This window comes from Pseudomonas sp. NFR09 (assembly GCF_900111535.1).
Classification (GTDB): domain Bacteria; phylum Pseudomonadota; class Gammaproteobacteria; order Pseudomonadales; family Pseudomonadaceae; genus Aquipseudomonas; species Aquipseudomonas extremorientalis.
The window spans coordinates 356,037-372,279 of sequence record NZ_FOIH01000003.1 but is presented as its reverse complement, the minus strand read 5'-3'; the positions used below and the strand labels follow the sequence as shown (position 1 = coordinate 372,279).

24 protein-coding genes are annotated in these 16,243 nt (G+C 59.4%); 12 read left to right on the top strand and 12 right to left on the bottom strand.

The window, feature by feature from the left end:
• The 12 genes from BMX59_RS09215 to BMX59_RS09160 all read right to left on the bottom strand — a co-directional run bounded on the left by BMX59_RS09215 (position 1) and on the right by BMX59_RS09160 (position 7,033).
• The gene (locus tag BMX59_RS09215) at positions 1–237 is read right to left on the bottom strand and encodes a DUF4224 domain-containing protein (protein ID WP_093121111.1); all 237 of its coding nucleotides are present in this window, start codon (positions 235–237) and stop codon (positions 1–3) included.
• 2 nt (positions 238–239) lie between these two features.
• Positions 240–425, bottom strand: a complete 186-nt coding sequence (locus BMX59_RS09210) for a hypothetical protein (protein ID WP_093121110.1) — start codon at positions 423–425, stop codon at positions 240–242.
• Entirely contained in the window at positions 422–2,599 is a 2,178-nt protein-coding gene (locus BMX59_RS09205) for a DNA cytosine methyltransferase (RefSeq protein ID WP_093121109.1), read from the bottom strand. The genes BMX59_RS09210 and BMX59_RS09205 overlap by 4 nt, the downstream gene beginning before the upstream one ends.
• Entirely contained in the window at positions 2,596–3,141 is a 546-nt protein-coding gene (locus BMX59_RS09200) for a phosphohydrolase (protein WP_093121108.1), read from the bottom strand. Before BMX59_RS09200 ends, BMX59_RS09205 begins: the two co-directional genes overlap by 4 nt.
• Complete coding sequence (locus BMX59_RS09195; protein ID WP_093121107.1) at positions 3,138–3,488, bottom strand: hypothetical protein; 351 nt, start codon at positions 3,486–3,488, stop codon at positions 3,138–3,140. Before BMX59_RS09195 ends, BMX59_RS09200 begins: the two co-directional genes overlap by 4 nt.
• A gap of 73 nt (positions 3,489–3,561) precedes the next feature.
• Entirely contained in the window at positions 3,562–4,371 is an 810-nt protein-coding gene (locus tag BMX59_RS09190; RefSeq protein WP_093121106.1) for a DUF2303 family protein, read from the bottom strand.
• A 44-nt stretch (positions 4,372–4,415) separates the two neighbouring features.
• On the bottom strand, positions 4,416–4,766 hold the full coding sequence (locus tag BMX59_RS09185; protein ID WP_093121105.1) for a hypothetical protein: 351 nt from the start codon (positions 4,764–4,766) through the stop codon (positions 4,416–4,418).
• 60 nt (positions 4,767–4,826) lie between these two features.
• Positions 4,827–5,069, bottom strand: coding sequence for a pyocin activator PrtN family protein (locus tag BMX59_RS09180; RefSeq protein ID WP_025856656.1), 243 nt, complete (start codon positions 5,067–5,069; stop codon positions 4,827–4,829).
• Positions 5,066–5,443, bottom strand: a complete 378-nt coding sequence (locus BMX59_RS09175; protein ID WP_093121104.1) for a hypothetical protein — start codon at positions 5,441–5,443, stop codon at positions 5,066–5,068. The genes BMX59_RS09180 and BMX59_RS09175 overlap by 4 nt, the downstream gene beginning before the upstream one ends.
• A complete protein-coding gene (locus BMX59_RS09170; RefSeq protein WP_093121103.1) occupies positions 5,440–5,715 on the bottom strand; it encodes a hypothetical protein in 276 nt (91 codons plus the stop codon). Before BMX59_RS09170 ends, BMX59_RS09175 begins: the two co-directional genes overlap by 4 nt.
• 10 nt (positions 5,716–5,725) lie before the next feature.
• On the bottom strand, positions 5,726–5,992 hold the full coding sequence (locus tag BMX59_RS09165) for a hypothetical protein (RefSeq protein ID WP_175486669.1): 267 nt from the start codon (positions 5,990–5,992) through the stop codon (positions 5,726–5,728).
• A gap of 273 nt (positions 5,993–6,265) precedes the next feature.
• Positions 6,266–7,033: a S24 family peptidase gene (locus BMX59_RS09160; RefSeq protein ID WP_093121102.1), complete on the bottom strand. Its 768-nt coding sequence runs from the start codon at positions 7,031–7,033 to the stop codon at positions 6,266–6,268.
• A 96-nt stretch (positions 7,034–7,129) separates the two neighbouring features.
• On the opposite strand from BMX59_RS09160, the gene BMX59_RS09155 reads away from it, so the two are divergent.
• From BMX59_RS09155 to BMX59_RS30445, 12 genes are all read left to right on the top strand, one after another.
• Positions 7,130–7,378, top strand: a complete 249-nt coding sequence (locus BMX59_RS09155) for a transcriptional regulator (protein ID WP_093121101.1) — start codon at positions 7,130–7,132, stop codon at positions 7,376–7,378.
• Between the two features lie 140 nt (positions 7,379–7,518).
• Entirely contained in the window at positions 7,519–8,007 is a 489-nt protein-coding gene (locus BMX59_RS09150) for a phage regulatory CII family protein (RefSeq protein ID WP_093121100.1), read from the top strand.
• Positions 8,000–8,203 (top strand): TraR/DksA C4-type zinc finger protein, encoded by a 204-nt coding sequence (locus BMX59_RS09145; RefSeq protein WP_093121099.1) that lies wholly within the window; start codon positions 8,000–8,002, stop codon positions 8,201–8,203. The genes BMX59_RS09150 and BMX59_RS09145 overlap by 8 nt, the downstream gene beginning before the upstream one ends.
• Positions 8,200–10,890: a bifunctional DNA primase/polymerase gene (locus BMX59_RS09140; protein WP_093121098.1), complete on the top strand. Its 2,691-nt coding sequence runs from the start codon at positions 8,200–8,202 to the stop codon at positions 10,888–10,890. The genes BMX59_RS09145 and BMX59_RS09140 overlap by 4 nt, the downstream gene beginning before the upstream one ends.
• 328 nt (positions 10,891–11,218) lie before the next feature.
• Positions 11,219–11,701, top strand: a complete 483-nt coding sequence (locus BMX59_RS09135; protein WP_093121097.1) for a hypothetical protein — start codon at positions 11,219–11,221, stop codon at positions 11,699–11,701.
• A 285-nt stretch (positions 11,702–11,986) separates the two neighbouring features.
• Positions 11,987–12,478, top strand: coding sequence for a hypothetical protein (locus BMX59_RS09130; protein WP_093121096.1), 492 nt, complete (start codon positions 11,987–11,989; stop codon positions 12,476–12,478).
• A 105-nt stretch (positions 12,479–12,583) separates the two neighbouring features.
• Positions 12,584–12,949, top strand: coding sequence for a putative holin (locus BMX59_RS09125; protein ID WP_093121095.1), 366 nt, complete (start codon positions 12,584–12,586; stop codon positions 12,947–12,949).
• A complete protein-coding gene (locus tag BMX59_RS09120) occupies positions 12,942–13,232 on the top strand; it encodes a phage holin family protein (protein ID WP_093121094.1) in 291 nt (96 codons plus the stop codon). The genes BMX59_RS09125 and BMX59_RS09120 overlap by 8 nt, the downstream gene beginning before the upstream one ends.
• The gene (locus tag BMX59_RS09115) at positions 13,232–13,600 is read left to right on the top strand and encodes an HNH endonuclease (protein WP_093121093.1); all 369 of its coding nucleotides are present in this window, start codon (positions 13,232–13,234) and stop codon (positions 13,598–13,600) included. The genes BMX59_RS09120 and BMX59_RS09115 overlap by 1 nt, the downstream gene beginning before the upstream one ends.
• A 151-nt stretch (positions 13,601–13,751) precedes the next feature.
• Positions 13,752–14,285 carry a phage terminase small subunit P27 family gene (locus BMX59_RS09110; RefSeq protein WP_093121092.1) on the top strand — a complete coding sequence of 178 codons (534 nt, stop codon included), beginning with the start codon at positions 13,752–13,754 and terminating at the stop codon, positions 14,283–14,285.
• On the top strand, positions 14,248–16,071 hold the full coding sequence (locus BMX59_RS09105; RefSeq protein ID WP_093121091.1) for a terminase large subunit: 1,824 nt from the start codon (positions 14,248–14,250) through the stop codon (positions 16,069–16,071). Before BMX59_RS09110 ends, BMX59_RS09105 begins: the two co-directional genes overlap by 38 nt.
• A complete protein-coding gene (locus BMX59_RS30445) occupies positions 16,068–16,241 on the top strand; it encodes a hypothetical protein (protein WP_175486668.1) in 174 nt (57 codons plus the stop codon). The genes BMX59_RS09105 and BMX59_RS30445 overlap by 4 nt, the downstream gene beginning before the upstream one ends.
• The last annotated feature ends 2 nt before the right edge of the window (positions 16,242–16,243 follow it).

The following is a 16,243-nucleotide window of genomic DNA, read 5'->3' as shown; positions in this document are numbered from 1 at the left end:
TCAGCTCACATTCGCCAGGTCGAGCGTCCAGGTTTCAGCCGCTGGGTTCACGGCAGAAGGGGTAACTCCCGCCAGCTTCATTCGGGCATACACTCGGCCGACAATTGGGCGTCGGGCGCCGGTCAAGAAATGCTCCCAGTGGTTTTCGGTCAACCACTGGATTTGCTTGGAAGGGATCTGATAGCCGGTGATGGTGGCCAGCTCTTCGTCGGCCAGGATTTCGCTTTGGAATTCCATCATCACTTCTCCACCGTTCTGTTGGGTAGAGCCAGCTCTTTATCCAGACGATCGATCAGCGACTTATATGCAGGTGTCCAAACTTCCTTGGGGGCTACGTTTATAAGCCACTCGCGGGCTTCGTTCAGCAGCTTCACAATTCTCTCAACTTCGTCGCGTGGCACGGTAATTACTTGGCTATCGCTCATGCTGCCTCCCGCTGTTGCAGGTTGATTTGCCATGGGTCGTTCGCCATGGCGATGGCGCACATCGGCGGCGGACTCACGCTGTTGCCGCACATTTGGACCTGTTGGGTGATGGTGAAGGGCTTGCCGTCGGCGCCGTGGCTGATGATGTAGCCAGTGGGGAAGCCCTGGGCCTTGTACAGCTCTGGCGGCTTGAGCATGCGCAGGCAGATGTCGACGATCACGTAGGGCGTTCCCTTGACCATCACGGTTACCAGGGCCAGGCGGTCCTTGGTGGTGATGGTCGGTGCTGGCGAATCACAGGCGCTGGTGTTCTCGGTGCCGTAGTAGCTGATAAGGAAGGCCGCAACCCGCAGGGCTCCCGCTTCATGCTCTGGCGAGAGGGTGAGCGACACCAGTGAACTCTTGCCGCCGCCACCGGCGGTGATGGTCGGCGCCGGATCATCCAGGCCCTGACCCACGCTGCCGCCGAATGCCCGCTCCATAAATGCGCTAACCAGGCCGTGGTGCTGGCCGCCGGTGCTGATGGTGTGCAGCGGGTCATTTGCATCCCGTGCATCACAGTTGCCGCGCATGTGCACCAGGTGGGCAGTCGTCAGTATATGGTGTTGACCGGTTGTCACGGTAGGCACGGGGCAATCAAGGTCCGTTGGTGCGTGGCCGGTGGTGTTCGTCACCAGAGTGGCCGTCACCAACTGTTGCTGGCTGCCGGTGTTGGTCACCGTTGTCATCGGGTCGCGGATGTCCTTGGCGTGTACCGTGTTGAAACCTCCGTTGGCCTGGATCATTACTGCGGTGCTGACGGACTGTCCGCCGCCGCTTGCAGTGACGGTGCCCACCGGACCGCAGATGTCGTTCACCCCGTGGGAGCGGCGCTTGGTTGCGCCGGAGCCCTCGCCGTGCCCGGCCTGGACGATGCAGGCTGATGCAACCGCGCGATGACTGCGGGTCATGAGTGTCCCCATTGGGTGGTCGGCAGATACTGGATGACCGGCGTACACCGGCCCGCCGGCGCCAACCATCACCGGACTGATCAGCGTCAGCTCGCCGCGATTCGCGCAGGTCACCGTCGGCAGCGGTTCGAGCGGGTCGTTGATCCGGTCGCTGCCCTGGTGCGTTGCCGGAGCAATCACCGGACTGACCACCGAGAACGCGCCGCCCTTTGGGTAAGACGTGATCGTGCGCAGCGGCTCGCCGGCGGACTGCACCGACTCAACCGACCAGTTCGCGATCGGCACAATGAAAGGCGTCGGGTTGTCGATGACGAATTTCTTCATTCCCTTCGCAACACGGCGCAGGGTGGCGTCGGCCAGGTCCTTCTTGCGGCCGAAAATGCTTTTGCCCAGGTCGGTAAAGTCGATGCAGTCAGCGGCTGTTTTCCATTTCTGCTGGCCTTTGGCGGGGTTCTTGGCGTGGGTTGGCTCCGGCCATACGATCGGCCGGCCATCGCAACGGGCGATCATGAACAGGCGCTCCCGGCTGGTAGGTGCGCCGAAGTCGCAAGCTCTGATTACCTTCCACTCCACCACGTAACCCATGCCTTCCAGCAGCGCCACAAACCGACGCCAGGTGCGGCCGCGCTGCTTCGGATCAGGTACCAGGAACTGGTTCGATACCGGCACTTGCTCGCCAGGGGCGGCGATCCGGTTGGTGGTCTTTCCTTTCTTGGTCGGGTGCGGCACCTGGTCGAGAGTCACAACGCGGCCGGTGGCCATGTCGCGCTTGGCGATCAGGCGGCCCCATTGCAGGATCTGTTTCACGTTCTCCAGGCTGATCACCCGGGGCCGCTTCTTTCCTCCCCACTTAAGGCCGACCCACGACAGGTTGCGGATCTCGCGCTTGCGCGGCTGGCTGCCGGCTGCCTGGGAGTGGTGTGTGCAGTCCGGCGACATGTGGAACCAGCCCACAGCCTTGCCGCCACACTCGGTGTCTGGGTCACCTTCAAACACATCGGTCGTATAGTGCACGGCGCCTGGGTGGTTGATGGTGTGCATGCTGATAGCGTTCGGGTTGTGGTTTTTCGCGACGTTTACGGGACGGCCCAGGCCCATCTCCAGGCCGGTACCGGCGCCGCCTCCTCCGCAGAAGAAGTCCACGACGATTTCATCGTCCTGAGCGTTGAAGCCCAGGCCGTACTGGGTCTTGAAGTCGAATGGCTGCTTTTTGAAAGAGGTCATACCGCGTACCTCTGGCGGTGATTGCTCTGCATCAGGGCCATCAACTGCGAGAAGAATGCCGCAGAGGCGTATTCCGCCGGCAGTGGAATGATTACGTCATCCATTGGTTGTACGCCCTGCAGGCAGTCCCATGCGCCCGGGTGTTCTGGCATGAGGTCGCGGCGCTCGGTGGCCAGGGCAACCAGATCGGCCTGCTTCACGCAGGCAGACAAATCGGGTTGGATGTCGAAGCGCTCGCACACGGCTAGCCAGATCTGATGTTCCACGTACTGGTATTCAGGCATCACCGCTTTGAGCGGGCGTGTCATGTCACCGATATAGGCTTCGGTCGCGTCGTGCAGTAGGGCCACCAGCTGGTGCTCGGTGGGTACCAGGCTGGCAACAATCAGACTGTGTTGCGCCACGCTGTAATGAGCGCGTGTGTGCCCGTTGAATCGGCACAAGCGCGACAGGGCGTGCGCAATATCCACCGGTTTGATCATGGCTGCGGTCGGGCGTAGCAGGTCGAACTGCTGGCCGCTTTGGGTGAGGATCCAGGTCATGCTGCATCCTCCGCATTGAGGGGTGCTGGGTAGGCCGCTAACCACATCTTCGCGGCGAAGGCGGTCAGCTGTCGGCGCTGCTTGTTCACCCTGGCGACCATGATTTCTGTCCCTGGGAACGCTTGCCAGGTTTCCACGGCTAGTCCCAGTGACGTGGTGATCTTCGTCATCAGTTCGTGGTCGTCGATGGTGCAGGCAGGCGAAGCGGCATGCTGCTCGCGGGCCAGGTTGACGCCACGATCAAAGCCGCGCGAAAAGGCTTTCTTGCTAGCTTTGATCAGGAAGAAAGCGGTCGCAATCCAGCCTAGGAGCAGGCCGGCGACGATGATGTAAGTTTCGATTTGCATGTGCTGTATGCCTCGTTAGAGCCCGCCGCCGGACAGTTTTGGTGAGAGGACGGCGACGGGGTGTTGCAGGTGGTTAACCCAGGTTGAAAGTGCCGATCGTCAGGGTCGCGGAACCGCCGACTTCTTTTTGAACGACTTGCTTGAACTCTTGCGCCAGGTCTTCGCGCAGCTGAGCTTCGCCAATCCAGCGCAGGCGGAGCGCGGGTTTATCGCCGCCAGTCAGTACGGCTACGCGCAAGCGAATGGTTCGTGCCATCAGCCCTTCGTAAGGGGCTACGGTGAACAGGAACTCAGCCGGCAGACCTTCTGACGACTTGGCCTCGATCTGATCCATCGCGGAGCGGGAAGCGCTCATGTCGCCAACTACGTGTTCGCTCTTGCGTGCTTGCTCGATGCTGATGGAGCGAATCGCTCCGGCAGCTTTGCGCAGGTCGATCTCTTTGTCGTCAGCGTCCAGGGCTTTCAGGTTTCGCGCCCAGTCCTCAATCCAATCGCTGAGATCCTTCTGGGCGTGCTGGCGTTGCGCGGCGTATTCAAGTGCAAGGAACGCGGCAGTCTTCTTCAGGCCGAGGGTTGCGGTGTAGTCACCATGGCCCGGCTCCGCTGCGGTGCCGAGGTTGAAGTACACGGTGCAGGCCATCGAGTCGCCATCGACAAAACCAGCGACCGCGGGGCCTTGGGCTGCGATCACATAGTCTGCAAAGTCTTTCAATGAGTGGGTGGCCAGCGAGCCCCGGAACCGGCTGCGCAGCTCCTGGAACTTTTCAATGCTGTGGATCTTGACGTCGCCCGGCAGCGCCAGAACTGGCGTAAAGGTGCCCAGCGATTTAGCGTGGGCGAGCAGGGCGGTGTCTTGAATGAGTTGAATTGCACGAGCTTCCATTGGATCTATTCCTGTTTTGGTGAGAGGTATGGAGTAGTGAAGCGTTACGACTTGGCGTGAATCGGTGCGTCATCGCGAGAAAACATCTGATCGGCGTGCGGCGTCTCTGGGAAAAGCGTGAGGCAGCCCCCCGAGCCCACATGCATTGGCGTGTCGAGGGTGGTGTCTTCGCTGCGGCTGCCGCGCTTGGTCGGCACCTTGTAGGCGAGCTTGTGATTGACGGTCACCTGGTGGCTGTCCGCGATCTGCTTCATGGTGAAAGTGAGCGTGACGGTGCCGACCTTCTTGTTGTCGACGACACCCGCCGCGACTTCTGAGAGGGCGTGCCCGATTTGACTGGCGAATACGCCGGCGTTGAGTTCGGCGATAAACTCGGAGGTGTTGGTAGGTTTCATGTGCTGTGCCTCATTGATGAGTTGATGTTTGCCCCTGGTCGGCAGGGGCTACCGTTTGAATCAGGCCGCTTGCTTCGTCGCTTGGGCGTCGAGGTAGTCGGCCAGGTCGTGCAGATAAACGACTGGCTTGGCACGGGCCGAACAGTGCAGCCGCTTGACCACCAGCGCGATACGACCTGCCTTGATTTCGCTCAATAGGTAGCGGTCGGTGCGTATGTGCGTGAAGTACTGTTCACGCACGGCGGTCAAGGATGGGCACGGCGTGGCGAACTGGCGCCGGAGTTGTTCCAGGGTGGTGGTCACGCGGATTCCTCCCCACGCCCCTCCTTTTGGGGCACCAGCTTGAGGCGGATCAATTCGGCTAGGCCCTCTTTGCTTTTGCCTTTGGCTGCTGCTAGGACGTTGCCCCGGGCGTCTGCGACTACAGCGCCGTATGGGTATTCCGGGCACTTCACTGGCGTCACGTAGGCGATCTGGCCTTCTGCGATCACTTCGTCAACGCAGCGGAACACTTCGGCTAACTCGACCGACACGCAGGGCAATGACTCCAGCAGTGCGACAGCTTCGGCCGAGGCGCCAATCAGCGTGGCGCGGCTGATCACGCCGGGGTGGTTGAGGAACATTGGCACCAGTTTCAGGGCGCCTACAGCGGAGTTGATGGCGTTCGGCGTCTTCATGCTGCTGCGTCCTTGTTGGTGATGGTGATGTCCAGCTTCTTGGCGATCCACTCAACACCCGCTTCCTTCACCATTACGACGGCGTAGTGCACTGGCTTGCCGATCGTTGGGTTCCAGCGCACGCGAGCGTCCGAGAAAAGGTAGCCGCGCTCGCGGTGCGCGGCGGCCAGGTCGCCGGATGAGTTGATCACGCCAAGTTCCCGCAACCTGGTGCGGAAGGCGCGGGGCTTGAGTCCGAGCAAAGCGGCTGTTTGATCCAGGGTGCGGTTCATGGCGCTGTCCTCAGGCCGCTGCCGACGCGTTGGCGGCTTGCTGGATGAAGTCGCGCAGGTGCAGATGGTTGGCTGGATCCTTGCGCTTCAACTTGAGCTGCTGGGTTTTGCCCGCAACATCCACGGTGACGATCGCATGCTCTGTGGTCAGCTCAACCTCAAAGGCTGCGTGGATCGTTTGCTCGGGCCGGGTCAGCCCACACACAGCGCTGCCACCGACCTGCAGCACGTGGTGCAGCAACTCTTGGCGGGCAAAAGGGATTAGGTAGCTGTTCATGCTGCGTCACCGCCCCATGGGTCTTGCTCAGCGCTGGTTGCGGCTGCGGGGGCGGGTGAAATAGTGGCGCGACCCAGATTCACAACGACCAGTAATCCAGTGCGTTGCTGAATTGCTTCGACTGCCTTTCGGCTTGTGCATGCTGCAGGATGTAAATACACCGGGCAGCGGGGGAGGCTTTGCTGTGAGGGTTGCATGGCGTGCACTCGTTTGGTGAGAGGTACACGCCGAAATTAGCAACAGCTAATTATTTATGCAATAGCAAATGCTAAATTAATCTCGATTCAGTATTTTCGAGGGCTTGAGGATACCGGCGACGTAGTGAACGCTTTCGATTTCACTCTCATTTAAAAATACAGGGCCGGATCCGTCGATGACATTGTCGAGCCTGATCTGGCCGTTCCTGCTGTAAATGAACTCCTTGATCATCGATCGTTTGTCTTTAGTGGTCACGACGACTTCGTCGCCCGGCAAATAAGCGTGTGCAGGCTCAATGAGGAGGTATTCCCCATTTTTTAACCTGGGGTGCATTCCGCTACCGACGATCTGCAAGCTGTAAGCGTTTTCGTCGGAACTGTGAACGTCGATGAATCCAATCCACAGTCCCGCCGGGTACTCGCCAGCCTCAAAACTGCCGTCGCAATCCATCTCCACTTGGCCCACCACAGGCACTGGGATGCCTTGTTTTAGGCGTTCCTCATAGTCTTTTCTATCTTGTTCCGCACGTTGAGCAGTGTCCGTGATCTTTGAGTTGAAAAAAGCAGGGTGGGGTAGGTTGGAGCGCTTTAGGCCAAGCTGATTCCAGCTCATAAAGATCTCGTCTCGCTGTTCTGACGAGTAGTCACCGCTGACCAGTACACCCGCAGGAATACCAAGCTTTGATTCCAGATTAATGGCGGCGCGATCGCCTAGCGTTCTGTGACCATTGAGTAACTGGGAGAGATAGGAGGCGTCGACGTCGTGCACATTAGAGAAATCCTTTAAGGAGTTTTCTCCGATGAGAGCTTTGAGGATGGTGAGGCGTTTTTCGTATATGTCCATGCAGTAATCGTCGCCAAGATTTAGCAAACAGTAAATTACGTTCCGCTATTGCGATAGCATTTAGCGAATGCTAATGTCACGCCATAGGAGACAAGCATGCGACTACTTGAATACATGAAAGCGCTCGACACTGGTGCGCTGGACAATATGGCCGGGGCTTGTAGCACAACTGTCGGCCAACTTCGTCAGGTTGCTTATGGCAACCGACGGGCGAGCGCCGCGCTCGCAATTGCTATCGATAGATGCACTGATGGATCAGTTCCTTGCGAGGAGCTGCGCCCGGATATCGATTGGAAGTATTTGCGCGGTCGTTCTGCTACGGAAACTCAAACAGCCGTAGCCTAAAAAGGGTGCCGGGCTGGGGCCTCTCACCAAAGATCCCCCAACCCAGCTACGACGATACACAGCACATGCACATCGGTCGTGGTCGTAGGATAGGGCGTGCCCGTTTCTATGGCTAGACCGTAAACGGGGTATTTACGGTTATGAGTCGAACAGATCAATCACCGGCCGCTGGGCCGGTTCTTTCTCTGCGCAAAGCGATCTACCGCGCGGCCCATGATTACCGGGGCGGCGTGACTGCTTTGGCGCTCGACATGGTGCTCGATTACGACAGCTTGCAGAAGAAGGTCAAGCACGACGAAGAGCGGCGCTGGCTGGATCCTGATGAGCTGGAAGAGGTGATCAGGCTGACCGCCGATCCCTGTCTTCTTGACGCCTTGGTGAGGCCGGCGGGTGCCGTTTGGTACAAGCCAATTCCTGTACCAGCAACTGCCGACGCGTTGAAGGCCGTCGGCAAGATGCTTGAAGAGTCGGGCCAGTTCGTGGCCTGCATGCACGACGGTGCCGCCGACAATGTTTGGGAGCCGCACGAAGTCCTCCTGCTGGAACAGCGTGGCATGGATGTTATCCGTGAGGTGCTAGGCATCATGGCAGGTGCGCGCAAGGCGATGGAGGGCGCTGACAATGTCTGATGATATCGATATCGCCAACGATGCAGCCGAGTACTTTCGAGAGCTCGCATTAGCGCGCCGGCCGCGCCCGACGTGCTCTGTCAGCGCGCAATTCTGTGAAGATTGCGATGACCCTATCCCGTTACTTCGACAGCAGGCGGTTCAGGGGTGTGCGACCTGTGCCAGTTGTCAGGGGTTGCGGGAGCGGCGGCGATGAGTGAGCAATCCACCAGCACAGCGATATCGTCCTGGGCTCGCCGCTACATTGAAACCTTTAACCTTGCCCTGGTCCCGATTGACCCGGGCGAAAAGGCGCCGAAGGGCATGGGCTGGAACAAACCTGGCGGTTACATCACCGACCCGGTTGCCGCCGAAGCATTCTGGCAACGCAATCCAAATCACAACCTGGGCGTAGTGCTCGGGCCCAGTCGTGTCTGCTCGTTGGACGTGGACAATGTGCAGTGGACGCGGTTTGTATTGTTCGACCAGATGGGTCTCGATCTGGATGCCATGGCTGTGGTCTATCCGACCATCGTGGGCAATCCTTTGCGGTTCCGTGTGCTGTTCAAAATGCCCGATGACATGGAGCTGACGCGCCACTCGCTTTCCTGGCCCAACGAGAAAGACCCTGACGGGTCGATTCACAAAGGATTGATGACGCGGGCCAAGGCCGCGAAAGAGCAGGGCGATTCTGTCGGTGAAGAGGCGGCCAAGGCCGAGGCCGACCAATACAAACGCTTCACGGTGTTTGAGCTGCGCGCCGGCTTGGTGCAGGACGTATTCCCGCCATCGATCCATCCGGGTACTGGCAAGCCGTACACTTGGCGCACGCCGCCGAATGCTGCTGATGGTCTGCCGGTGCTTACCAGCGAGCTGCTGAACATTTGGTTGAATTGGGATGTGTTCAAGCGCAACGCCGAGGCCGCGTGCCCTTGGGCGCCGAAACCGAAGAAGCTCGCCGCGAAACCCATCAAGCGCGCCCCACCCGCTGACGGTAAACCCTCGGTGATTGATGAGTTCAACCGGTGCCACGATGTGGAAGAGCTGTTGCGTGCCCACGATTACATCAAGCGCGGTAACAAGTGGCTGTATCCGCACAGCAGCACCGGCTTGCCTGGTGTGACTGTCACCGACCGCAAGGTCTATTCGCACCACGGCGCGGATCCGCTGGCCAACGGTCACCAGAATGACGCGTTTGAGGTGTTTTGCCTGCTGGATCACGATGGCGACCAGTCGAAGGCGGTCAAGGACGCAGCTCGGATGTTGGGTATGCAGCACGCGTCGCGCCCAGCCCCACAAGATCTTCCCCCGGCCCCATCGGCGGATGCCAGCGAGCAGGACTCCAGCGCGGCGCCCGGAGAGGCCGCTCCCGCTGCTGACGGGGGGGCGGGGGAGGTGCTGACCTACGAGCAGGTGCTGCGACGTTATGTGCTGGTCGAGGGGACCACGCAAGTGTGGGATCTCGACAAGGCGCGGGTGATGAAGAAAACCGCGTTTGAGGCTCGCGTCGGCAAGCCATTGGCGAAACAGTGGGTAGATGACACCAGCAAAAAGCTTATCTCGGATGATAAGGTCAAGGGGATCGAGCAAGCGCGCAAGATGGCTGGTAAGAAGGGTGGTGCACTGAACCTGGAGCCGATTGAACGGTACGTGTACATCGACGGCACCAAGGACGTTTGGGACCGGGAAAAGAAGCGGCGGGTTGCCGAAGGCGCGGTCAAGATGGCCCTCGGTGATATGTACGGTATGTGGTTGAACAGCCCGGAGCGGCGCGTGGTCGACGTGGAGAACATCGTGTTCGACCCGACGATGACCAAGGATCCCAACATTTACATCAATACGTTCGACGGGCTGCCCATGCAGCCGGCGCGCGATGATGCCGGGTGCGAGAACCTGCGGTGGTTGATTTCATTCCTGTGCAACCACGACCAGTCGTCACGCGATTGGCTGGTGAAGTGGTTGGCGTACCCGTTGCAGCACCTGGGCGCGAAGATGGATACGGCGGTGCTGGCTCACTCGACCATGGAGGGCTCGGGCAAAAGCCTTTTGTTCGCTGATGCGTTCGGTTTGCTATATGGGCAGTACGCGGCCACGGTCGGGCAGACTCAGCTCGAAAGCAACTTCAACGCCTGGCAAAGCCGCAAGTTGTGGGCGGTATTTGAAGAGGTCGTGAGCCGTGATCAGCGCTACAACCAGGTGGGCAAGATCAAACACCTCGTGACCGGCAAGACGGTGCGCATGGAATCGAAGTTCATCAACGGTTGGGAGGAAGCCAACCACATGAACGCCGCGTTCCTCAGCAACGAGATTATGCCCTGGCCGATCGCGCCCAGTGACCGGCGAATGTTGGTGCTTTGGCCGATGGAGACACTTCCGGTCGAGCGCCAGAAGGCAGTTGGGCGAGAGCTGGAGAATGGAGGCGTCGCGGCGTTGTACGCGTGGTTGTTGTCCGTTGACCTGGGTGACTTCGACCAGCGCACCAGGCCGCCCAGCACTGATGCGCGTGAGCGTTTGGTGGCACTGAGTAGGGCCAGCTGGCAGACTTTCCTGTTCCTCTGGCAATACGGCGAGCTTGGGCGTGATATGTGGGGTGCCTGTTTGTCCACCGACCTCTATGCGATGTTCCTGGAGTGGTGCCACCGCAACAAAGAGCACGTGATGAGCCAGACGAAGTTCTCGTTGTTCATCAGCTCGGAGGTGGACAAGACCCGGGCAATTCCCTGGACCGACGGCAGCAACCGCAAGTTTGGGGCGTTCTTCTTTCCACGCGATGAGCAGGCTTCCCAGCCCCCATCACTCAGGTCAGCCGATCTGGGCAAAGCGGTGGTTGCTTGGCGGGCTGCGGCGCGCCTGGCGGGTTGGAACGTCGACAACTGGGACCACATCAAGGCGGCTGCAGCATGAATCCGACTAAAAGTGTGTTGGGTGTGTTGGGTGTGTGTTGGGTTGGTTTTCGATACCCAACACAATTTCAGGCCTTCTATCTCGCGGCTTTCCGGGCTGTGTGTTGGGTGTGTTGGGTTTGGCGTCGCGTGCGCGCATGGGCGACGTTATTTCAATCCATGGACGCCGGATTTTTTCCTTATGCGAGGACTGTTAAACCCAACACACCCAACACACCCGACACATTTGATTTAAGGCTATTGAATTTAAAGGGTTTTAGCTGTGTTGGGTTTGTGTTGGGTATGGCGTTTTTTGTGTTGGGTTGGTTTTTGAGCGGGGGAGCGGGGCGATGATCGAAGAAATGGAAACTCTGTTGAAGCATTGGGGCGAGCAAACACGGCGGTGTGGCTCTGCCGGTGGTTTGGGCAGCCCGATGGCCACGATCATGGAATGGGGTGGATGCGCGCCCCGTGGTACGCCTGGACCGCGTAGCCTTCTCGATGGCGGCGCGGGTATTGATGCTGTTGCGCAAGAAGTCGCGGCGGCTCTGGCTGAGGTCGCTCGCCAGGATGAGCGCGGGCAGATGTTGGAGCGTCTGGCGGTGCTGCGTTATACCGATGACTCGGCGCCAACGTGGTTGATGCAGTTGCACCTGGTCGGCTCACAGTCCCGCGCAAAGCAAACCTACTACGACTGGGTGCATAGCCTTCATCTTCGACTGCTGCAGGTGCTGGCGGATCGGTCTGGGGCGCGTAAGTGGCTTACCGCTGGTCAGGGCGCTTTACCTCAAAGTCTCCTCAAAGCTGCGTCAAAGTTGCGTCGAGCCAGTTAACCGAATTTGCCCCCTTTTCGGTTCCGTACTCAGGGGGTAAAAAGTCCCCACGATATGGAATTTGCGCCTCGGCGCTGACCTCGCACGTGCTGTGCAGCTTTACCCGGTTTCCCTAGACCGGTCACTTAACCCCGCTTCGGCGGGGTTTTTATTAATGGCTTGGTGTGCTTCCGCCGCGTCATGCTGCTGGCAAGAAAGATCCTGCCTTGACAACCCCTTGAAAACCCCCGATTACTTGTGCGCCGATCATACAAAGGCTCAACACAACGGATTGAGGAGTTGGGAATGACTGACGATTTGAATAGCGAGCTTGATAAGATTTTCACTGCGCGTGCTGAGCGCCTGGATGCCGCCGCGCAAGCGCAGCAGGAGGCAGAAGTTAGGGCGGATACGACTCTTCAGGAGTTTCTGGCATTGAAGGAAGCGTTAATCCGACCGACCTTAGAGAGCTTGGCTAACAAATTGAGTGATAGGGGTCAGGAAAGTAGGATCGTCGAAATTCAAGATGGGGAGCACGTTGGCGGAAAAGTCAGTGATGCGAGTATCGGTATACGGTTCTGGACTGATCGTGGTGCGGCAATCGCACGTGGAAACGAGTACCCACACTTGACGTTAGTGCTAGAAAAGTCGAGACGTAAAGTTAACTTTTTCCGAAGCACGATGAGTCCTGGAAAAAGTGGCATGGCCGGGAGCGATGGTTCAGTTGATCTCGGTTTGTTAACCGAGGATCTGATCAATCAAAAAGCTTTGGAGATCATCGCTGCGATTTATCGCTGACTAAGGGCTTTAAATTTCCGGCGCGATCTTAAATTGTTCCTTCAACCCCGCTTCGGCGGGGTTTTCTTTTTCTGCCCGACGGGTTTCTGCAATGGAGTTATCAGCATGGGCGAGCCAGCGAGCACGGCTGCAATTGTTGTCGTGGCCGGCGGAGCCGGTGCTGCTGTAACAGGGCTGTTCACCGGGATTGATGCACTGGCTGTGATCGGTGCTCTTGCCGGTTCACTTGTTTTCTTTACCACCACCGAAGAGTTGCCGGTGTGGAAGAGGTTGGTATTCCTGCTGGTGTCCTTCGTCATGGGATATCTGTTCGCCCCGGCGCTCAGCGAGTTGGAGCTATGGGGTATTCGACCGTTCAAGCACTCCGGCCCAGCTGCGTTCGGCGCGTCGGTGCTGGTCGTGACGGTTGCACTCGCCATCATCAAGCGACGCGGTATCGATGCCGAACCGCATGGGAGGCAGGATGGATAGTCATGTGCTTCAGCAAGTACTGACCCAGGCCACGTTCTGGTTATGCGTGGCGTTGTTCGTCCGGTTGTTCACCTTCCGGCGCCGTGGTGCCCGGTTCCGCCGTGACATGAGCTGCCTTGCCTGGTTGGTGATGGTCGCGTCCGGCGCAGTCATCGTCTACATCGGCAAGGGTCAGTTGATCATGCCGCGTAACTCGTGGCCGTTGGTGCTGCTGCTAACGGTGTTCGTTGGGTCGGTATGCCAGAGTTCGGGCAACCTGGCCCGAGTGTGGAGAGTGGGCTGATGAGCAAGGTGTCTGATGACCGGCGCGGCAGCAGCACCGAACGTGGTTACGGGTACAAGTGGCAGAAGTCCCGCGACGGGCACCTGCGTGAGAATCCCTATTGCACGATGTGCTCGACTGACCAACGCCCCGTCGCGGCCAGCGTTGTCGACCACAAGGTCGCGCCGAAGCTCAAGGACGCCAAGGACAGCGGTGATCCAGCGCGCCTCAAGGCTGCCTGGAAGCTGTTCTGGAGTCCAGCGAACTGGACGAGCCTCTGTAAGTTCTGCCACGACTCGACCAAGCAACGGATGGAGCGGACCGGTACGGTCCCTGGCTGCGGCACTGACGGCCGTCCGGTGGACCCTGGGCATCACTGGAATCGGTGACCACGGGTCAAAAACGCACCAAAAAAGCGCACCCCGAGGGGAGGGGGGTGAAAAACTTTCGTTTGGACTTTCTTCTAGACCGCTCGCCCCCCGTCGTGTGCAACGTCGGGATAAATGAGGGAGGGGGGGTATCAACAAGATAGGGGTATTTATGGCCGGAAACGGAAACTCGGGTCGCCCTGGAACGCCGGCGGCGCTGAAATTACTGCAAGGAAATCGTGGCCGCGAAAATGTTAGCGACCTTCTGGCGCAGGTCGCGGCGCCGCCGGTACCGGTTGGCGCGCCGCCGATGCCGGACGTGCTTTCAGCTGATGCGATCGCCGAATGGGAGCAGCTGGTACCGGCGCTGATTTCGCTGGGCATCGTTTCTAAATTGGACTCGATGGCGCTGGCGACCTATTGCCAGGCGACCGCCGATTGGCGCCGGTACCAGCGGCTGATCACGAAGCGCAATGACGCTTCTGATGATGACCTGGGCGGCGACATCCAGACCTTCAAAACCGGCGCGCAGCAAATGCACGTCCTTCGCCAGCTCGCGAACGACGCCGAAAAGCGTGCCAACGCTGCCGGTGCCCAGTTCGGCCTGTCGCCTATGTCCCGGCGCAATCTGAAAACGTCGCCGGCGCCGCAAGGTGAGCTATTCCCCAATGAGCAACGAGACGCCGCAGACAAGTACTTCAACTGATGATCGCGTCAGCGCGTTCGCGCTGGCGGTGTTGGCCGGCGATATCGTCGCCGGTCCCGATGTCCGCAACGCCTGCAAACGGCACCTGCAAGACCTCAAACACGGGCCAGCGCGTGGCTTGATCTGGGATCTGGGCAAGGCCAACCGAGCCATAGGTTTTTTCGAAGAGGTGCTTTGCCTCAACGGCGGCGATTACGAAGGCATGCCGTTCCTGCTGGCCCCGTGGCAAGCCTTTGTCATCGGCAGCCTGTTCGGCTGGATGACGGTGGACGGGTTCCGCCGCTTCCGCTTGGGCTACATCGAAACCGGTAAAGGCTCGGGAAAAAGCCCGTTGGTGGCTGGTATTGGCCTGTACGGATTGGTGTCGGATGGCGAGCAACGCGCGGAGATCTATGCCGCTGCGACCAAGCGTGACCAGGCAATGATCCTGTTTCGTGACGCCGTGTCGATGGTCGACATGTCCACCAAACTCCGATCGCGCCTGGTGCAGTCGGGCCGTGACGAAAAGGTGTGGAACCTGTTCTACCCCAACACCAATTCCTTCTTCCGGCCGATCAGTGCCGACGAAGGCAAGTCAGGCCCACGGCCTCACATCGGCCTGCTTGATGAGGTGCACGAACACAAAACCGCCGCCACCGTGAACATGATGCGCGCCGGTACCAAGAACCGCCGCAAGGCCATGGTGGTGATGATCACCAACAGCGGCTCCGACAAGAAGACGGTGTGCGGTCAGTATCACGACCTGGGCGTGCGTATCTGCGCTGGCATAGAAGATGACGACAGCTTCTTTGCCTTCATCTGTTCGCTCGACGAGGGCGACGATCCTTTCAAGGACGAAAGCTGCTGGGCGAAGGTCAACCCCTCGCTCGATCACATCGCAGAAGGGCAGGCCGACGGCATCCCGGGCCGCAAGTACTTGCGAGAGCAAGTGAAGGCTGCTCGGGGGCTGCCCGCTCAAGAGTCAGTCGTGCGGCGCTTGAACTTCTGCGAGTGGACCCAGGCCGATGCCCCTTGGATTTCGTGGGCAGTTTGGAAGCAGGCGGAAGAGCGTGTGCCGATGCGGATGTTGCGCAACCGGCGCTGTGTCGGAGGCCTGGACCTGGCAAGTACCACCGACCTGACGGCGTTCGTTCTGCTTTTCTGGCCGGCGCCGCACGATCCGCACTGGCGGGTGCTGCCGTACTTCTGGATCCCGGACGACGACCTACAAGGCCGAGAGGATCGCGACAAGGTGCCCTACGCAATGTGGGTCAAGGCGGGGCACCTGGAAACAACACCAGGGCGAGCCATCAGCAAGCTCCATGTGCTGCGGCGTCTGGTCACGATCACCGCTTACTTCGGCGTGGAGCGCATCGCCTACGACCGTTGGCGGATCGAAGACCTCCTGCAACTGATGTCGGAATACGACATCACGCTGCCCGAGATGGTGGGCTTCGGCCAAGGCTTCAAGGACATGGGCCCCGCCGTTGACGAGTTTGAGCGGCGTCTGCTTGGCCTCGCTCCTGAGACTGAGGGCGACGACGTGATTGACCTTGATCCCAGCGAGTGGGAGTTGGTCGAAAGCGAAACAGTCGAAACCCTACGACATGACGGTAACCCCGTAATGACCTGGAACGCCGGCAACGCGGTAATCGTTTCTGACCCAGCCAACAACCGCAAAGCCGACAAGGCCAAGGCGACGGGCCGAATCGACGGCATTGTCGCCGCCATCATGGCCACCGGTATCAGCGGTAAAGCCGCCGGCGCCGGTGGCACATCCATCTACGACGAAGGGGTCGGTATATGAAATTGGTCATTCTGTCCTGGCTGTCCGGCCTGCTGGGCTTCTGTCTGCTGGTTGGCGGTGTGGCGATGGTCCACGTGCCCGCCGCGTGTGTCGTGGCGGGTGTCGGGCTTATTGCCTGGTCCTGGCTGGCGGATCGAGCAGCGGCTGCAATGAAACCCAAAGGAGGCTGAGC

Bases quoted from the DNA above. Each gene is read 5' to 3' on its own strand.
- BMX59_RS09215 (WP_093121111.1), bottom strand. From the start codon at position 237: ATGGAATTCCAAAGCGAAATCCTGGCCGACGAAGAGCTGGCCACCATC.
- BMX59_RS09210 (WP_093121110.1), bottom strand. From the start codon at position 425: ATGAGCGATAGCCAAGTAATTACCGTGCCACGCGACGAAGTTGAGAGA.
- BMX59_RS09205 (WP_093121109.1), bottom strand. From the start codon at position 2,599: ATGACCTCTTTCAAAAAGCAGCCATTCGACTTCAAGACCCAGTACGGC.
- BMX59_RS09200 (WP_093121108.1), bottom strand. From the start codon at position 3,141: ATGACCTGGATCCTCACCCAAAGCGGCCAGCAGTTCGACCTGCTACGC.
- BMX59_RS09195 (WP_093121107.1), bottom strand. From the start codon at position 3,488: ATGCAAATCGAAACTTACATCATCGTCGCCGGCCTGCTCCTAGGCTGG.
- BMX59_RS09190 (WP_093121106.1), bottom strand. From the start codon at position 4,371: ATGGAAGCTCGTGCAATTCAACTCATTCAAGACACCGCCCTGCTCGCC.
- BMX59_RS09185 (WP_093121105.1), bottom strand. From the start codon at position 4,766: ATGAAACCTACCAACACCTCCGAGTTTATCGCCGAACTCAACGCCGGC.
- BMX59_RS09175 (WP_093121104.1), bottom strand. From the start codon at position 5,443: ATGAAGACGCCGAACGCCATCAACTCCGCTGTAGGCGCCCTGAAACTG.
- BMX59_RS09170 (WP_093121103.1), bottom strand. From the start codon at position 5,715: ATGAACCGCACCCTGGATCAAACAGCCGCTTTGCTCGGACTCAAGCCC.
- BMX59_RS09165 (WP_175486669.1), bottom strand. From the start codon at position 5,992: ATGAACAGCTACCTAATCCCTTTTGCCCGCCAAGAGTTGCTGCACCAC.
- BMX59_RS09160 (WP_093121102.1), bottom strand. From the start codon at position 7,033: ATGGACATATACGAAAAACGCCTCACCATCCTCAAAGCTCTCATCGGA.
- BMX59_RS09155 (WP_093121101.1), top strand. From the start codon at position 7,130: ATGCGACTACTTGAATACATGAAAGCGCTCGACACTGGTGCGCTGGAC.
- BMX59_RS09150 (WP_093121100.1), top strand. From the start codon at position 7,519: ATGAGTCGAACAGATCAATCACCGGCCGCTGGGCCGGTTCTTTCTCTG.
- BMX59_RS09145 (WP_093121099.1), top strand. From the start codon at position 8,000: ATGTCTGATGATATCGATATCGCCAACGATGCAGCCGAGTACTTTCGA.
- BMX59_RS09140 (WP_093121098.1), top strand. From the start codon at position 8,200: ATGAGTGAGCAATCCACCAGCACAGCGATATCGTCCTGGGCTCGCCGC.
- BMX59_RS09135 (WP_093121097.1), top strand. From the start codon at position 11,219: ATGATCGAAGAAATGGAAACTCTGTTGAAGCATTGGGGCGAGCAAACA.
- BMX59_RS09130 (WP_093121096.1), top strand. From the start codon at position 11,987: ATGACTGACGATTTGAATAGCGAGCTTGATAAGATTTTCACTGCGCGT.
- BMX59_RS09125 (WP_093121095.1), top strand. From the start codon at position 12,584: ATGGGCGAGCCAGCGAGCACGGCTGCAATTGTTGTCGTGGCCGGCGGA.
- BMX59_RS09120 (WP_093121094.1), top strand. From the start codon at position 12,942: ATGGATAGTCATGTGCTTCAGCAAGTACTGACCCAGGCCACGTTCTGG.
- BMX59_RS09115 (WP_093121093.1), top strand. From the start codon at position 13,232: ATGAGCAAGGTGTCTGATGACCGGCGCGGCAGCAGCACCGAACGTGGT.
- BMX59_RS09110 (WP_093121092.1), top strand. From the start codon at position 13,752: ATGGCCGGAAACGGAAACTCGGGTCGCCCTGGAACGCCGGCGGCGCTG.
- BMX59_RS09105 (WP_093121091.1), top strand. From the start codon at position 14,248: ATGAGCAACGAGACGCCGCAGACAAGTACTTCAACTGATGATCGCGTC.
- BMX59_RS30445 (WP_175486668.1), top strand. From the start codon at position 16,068: ATGAAATTGGTCATTCTGTCCTGGCTGTCCGGCCTGCTGGGCTTCTGT.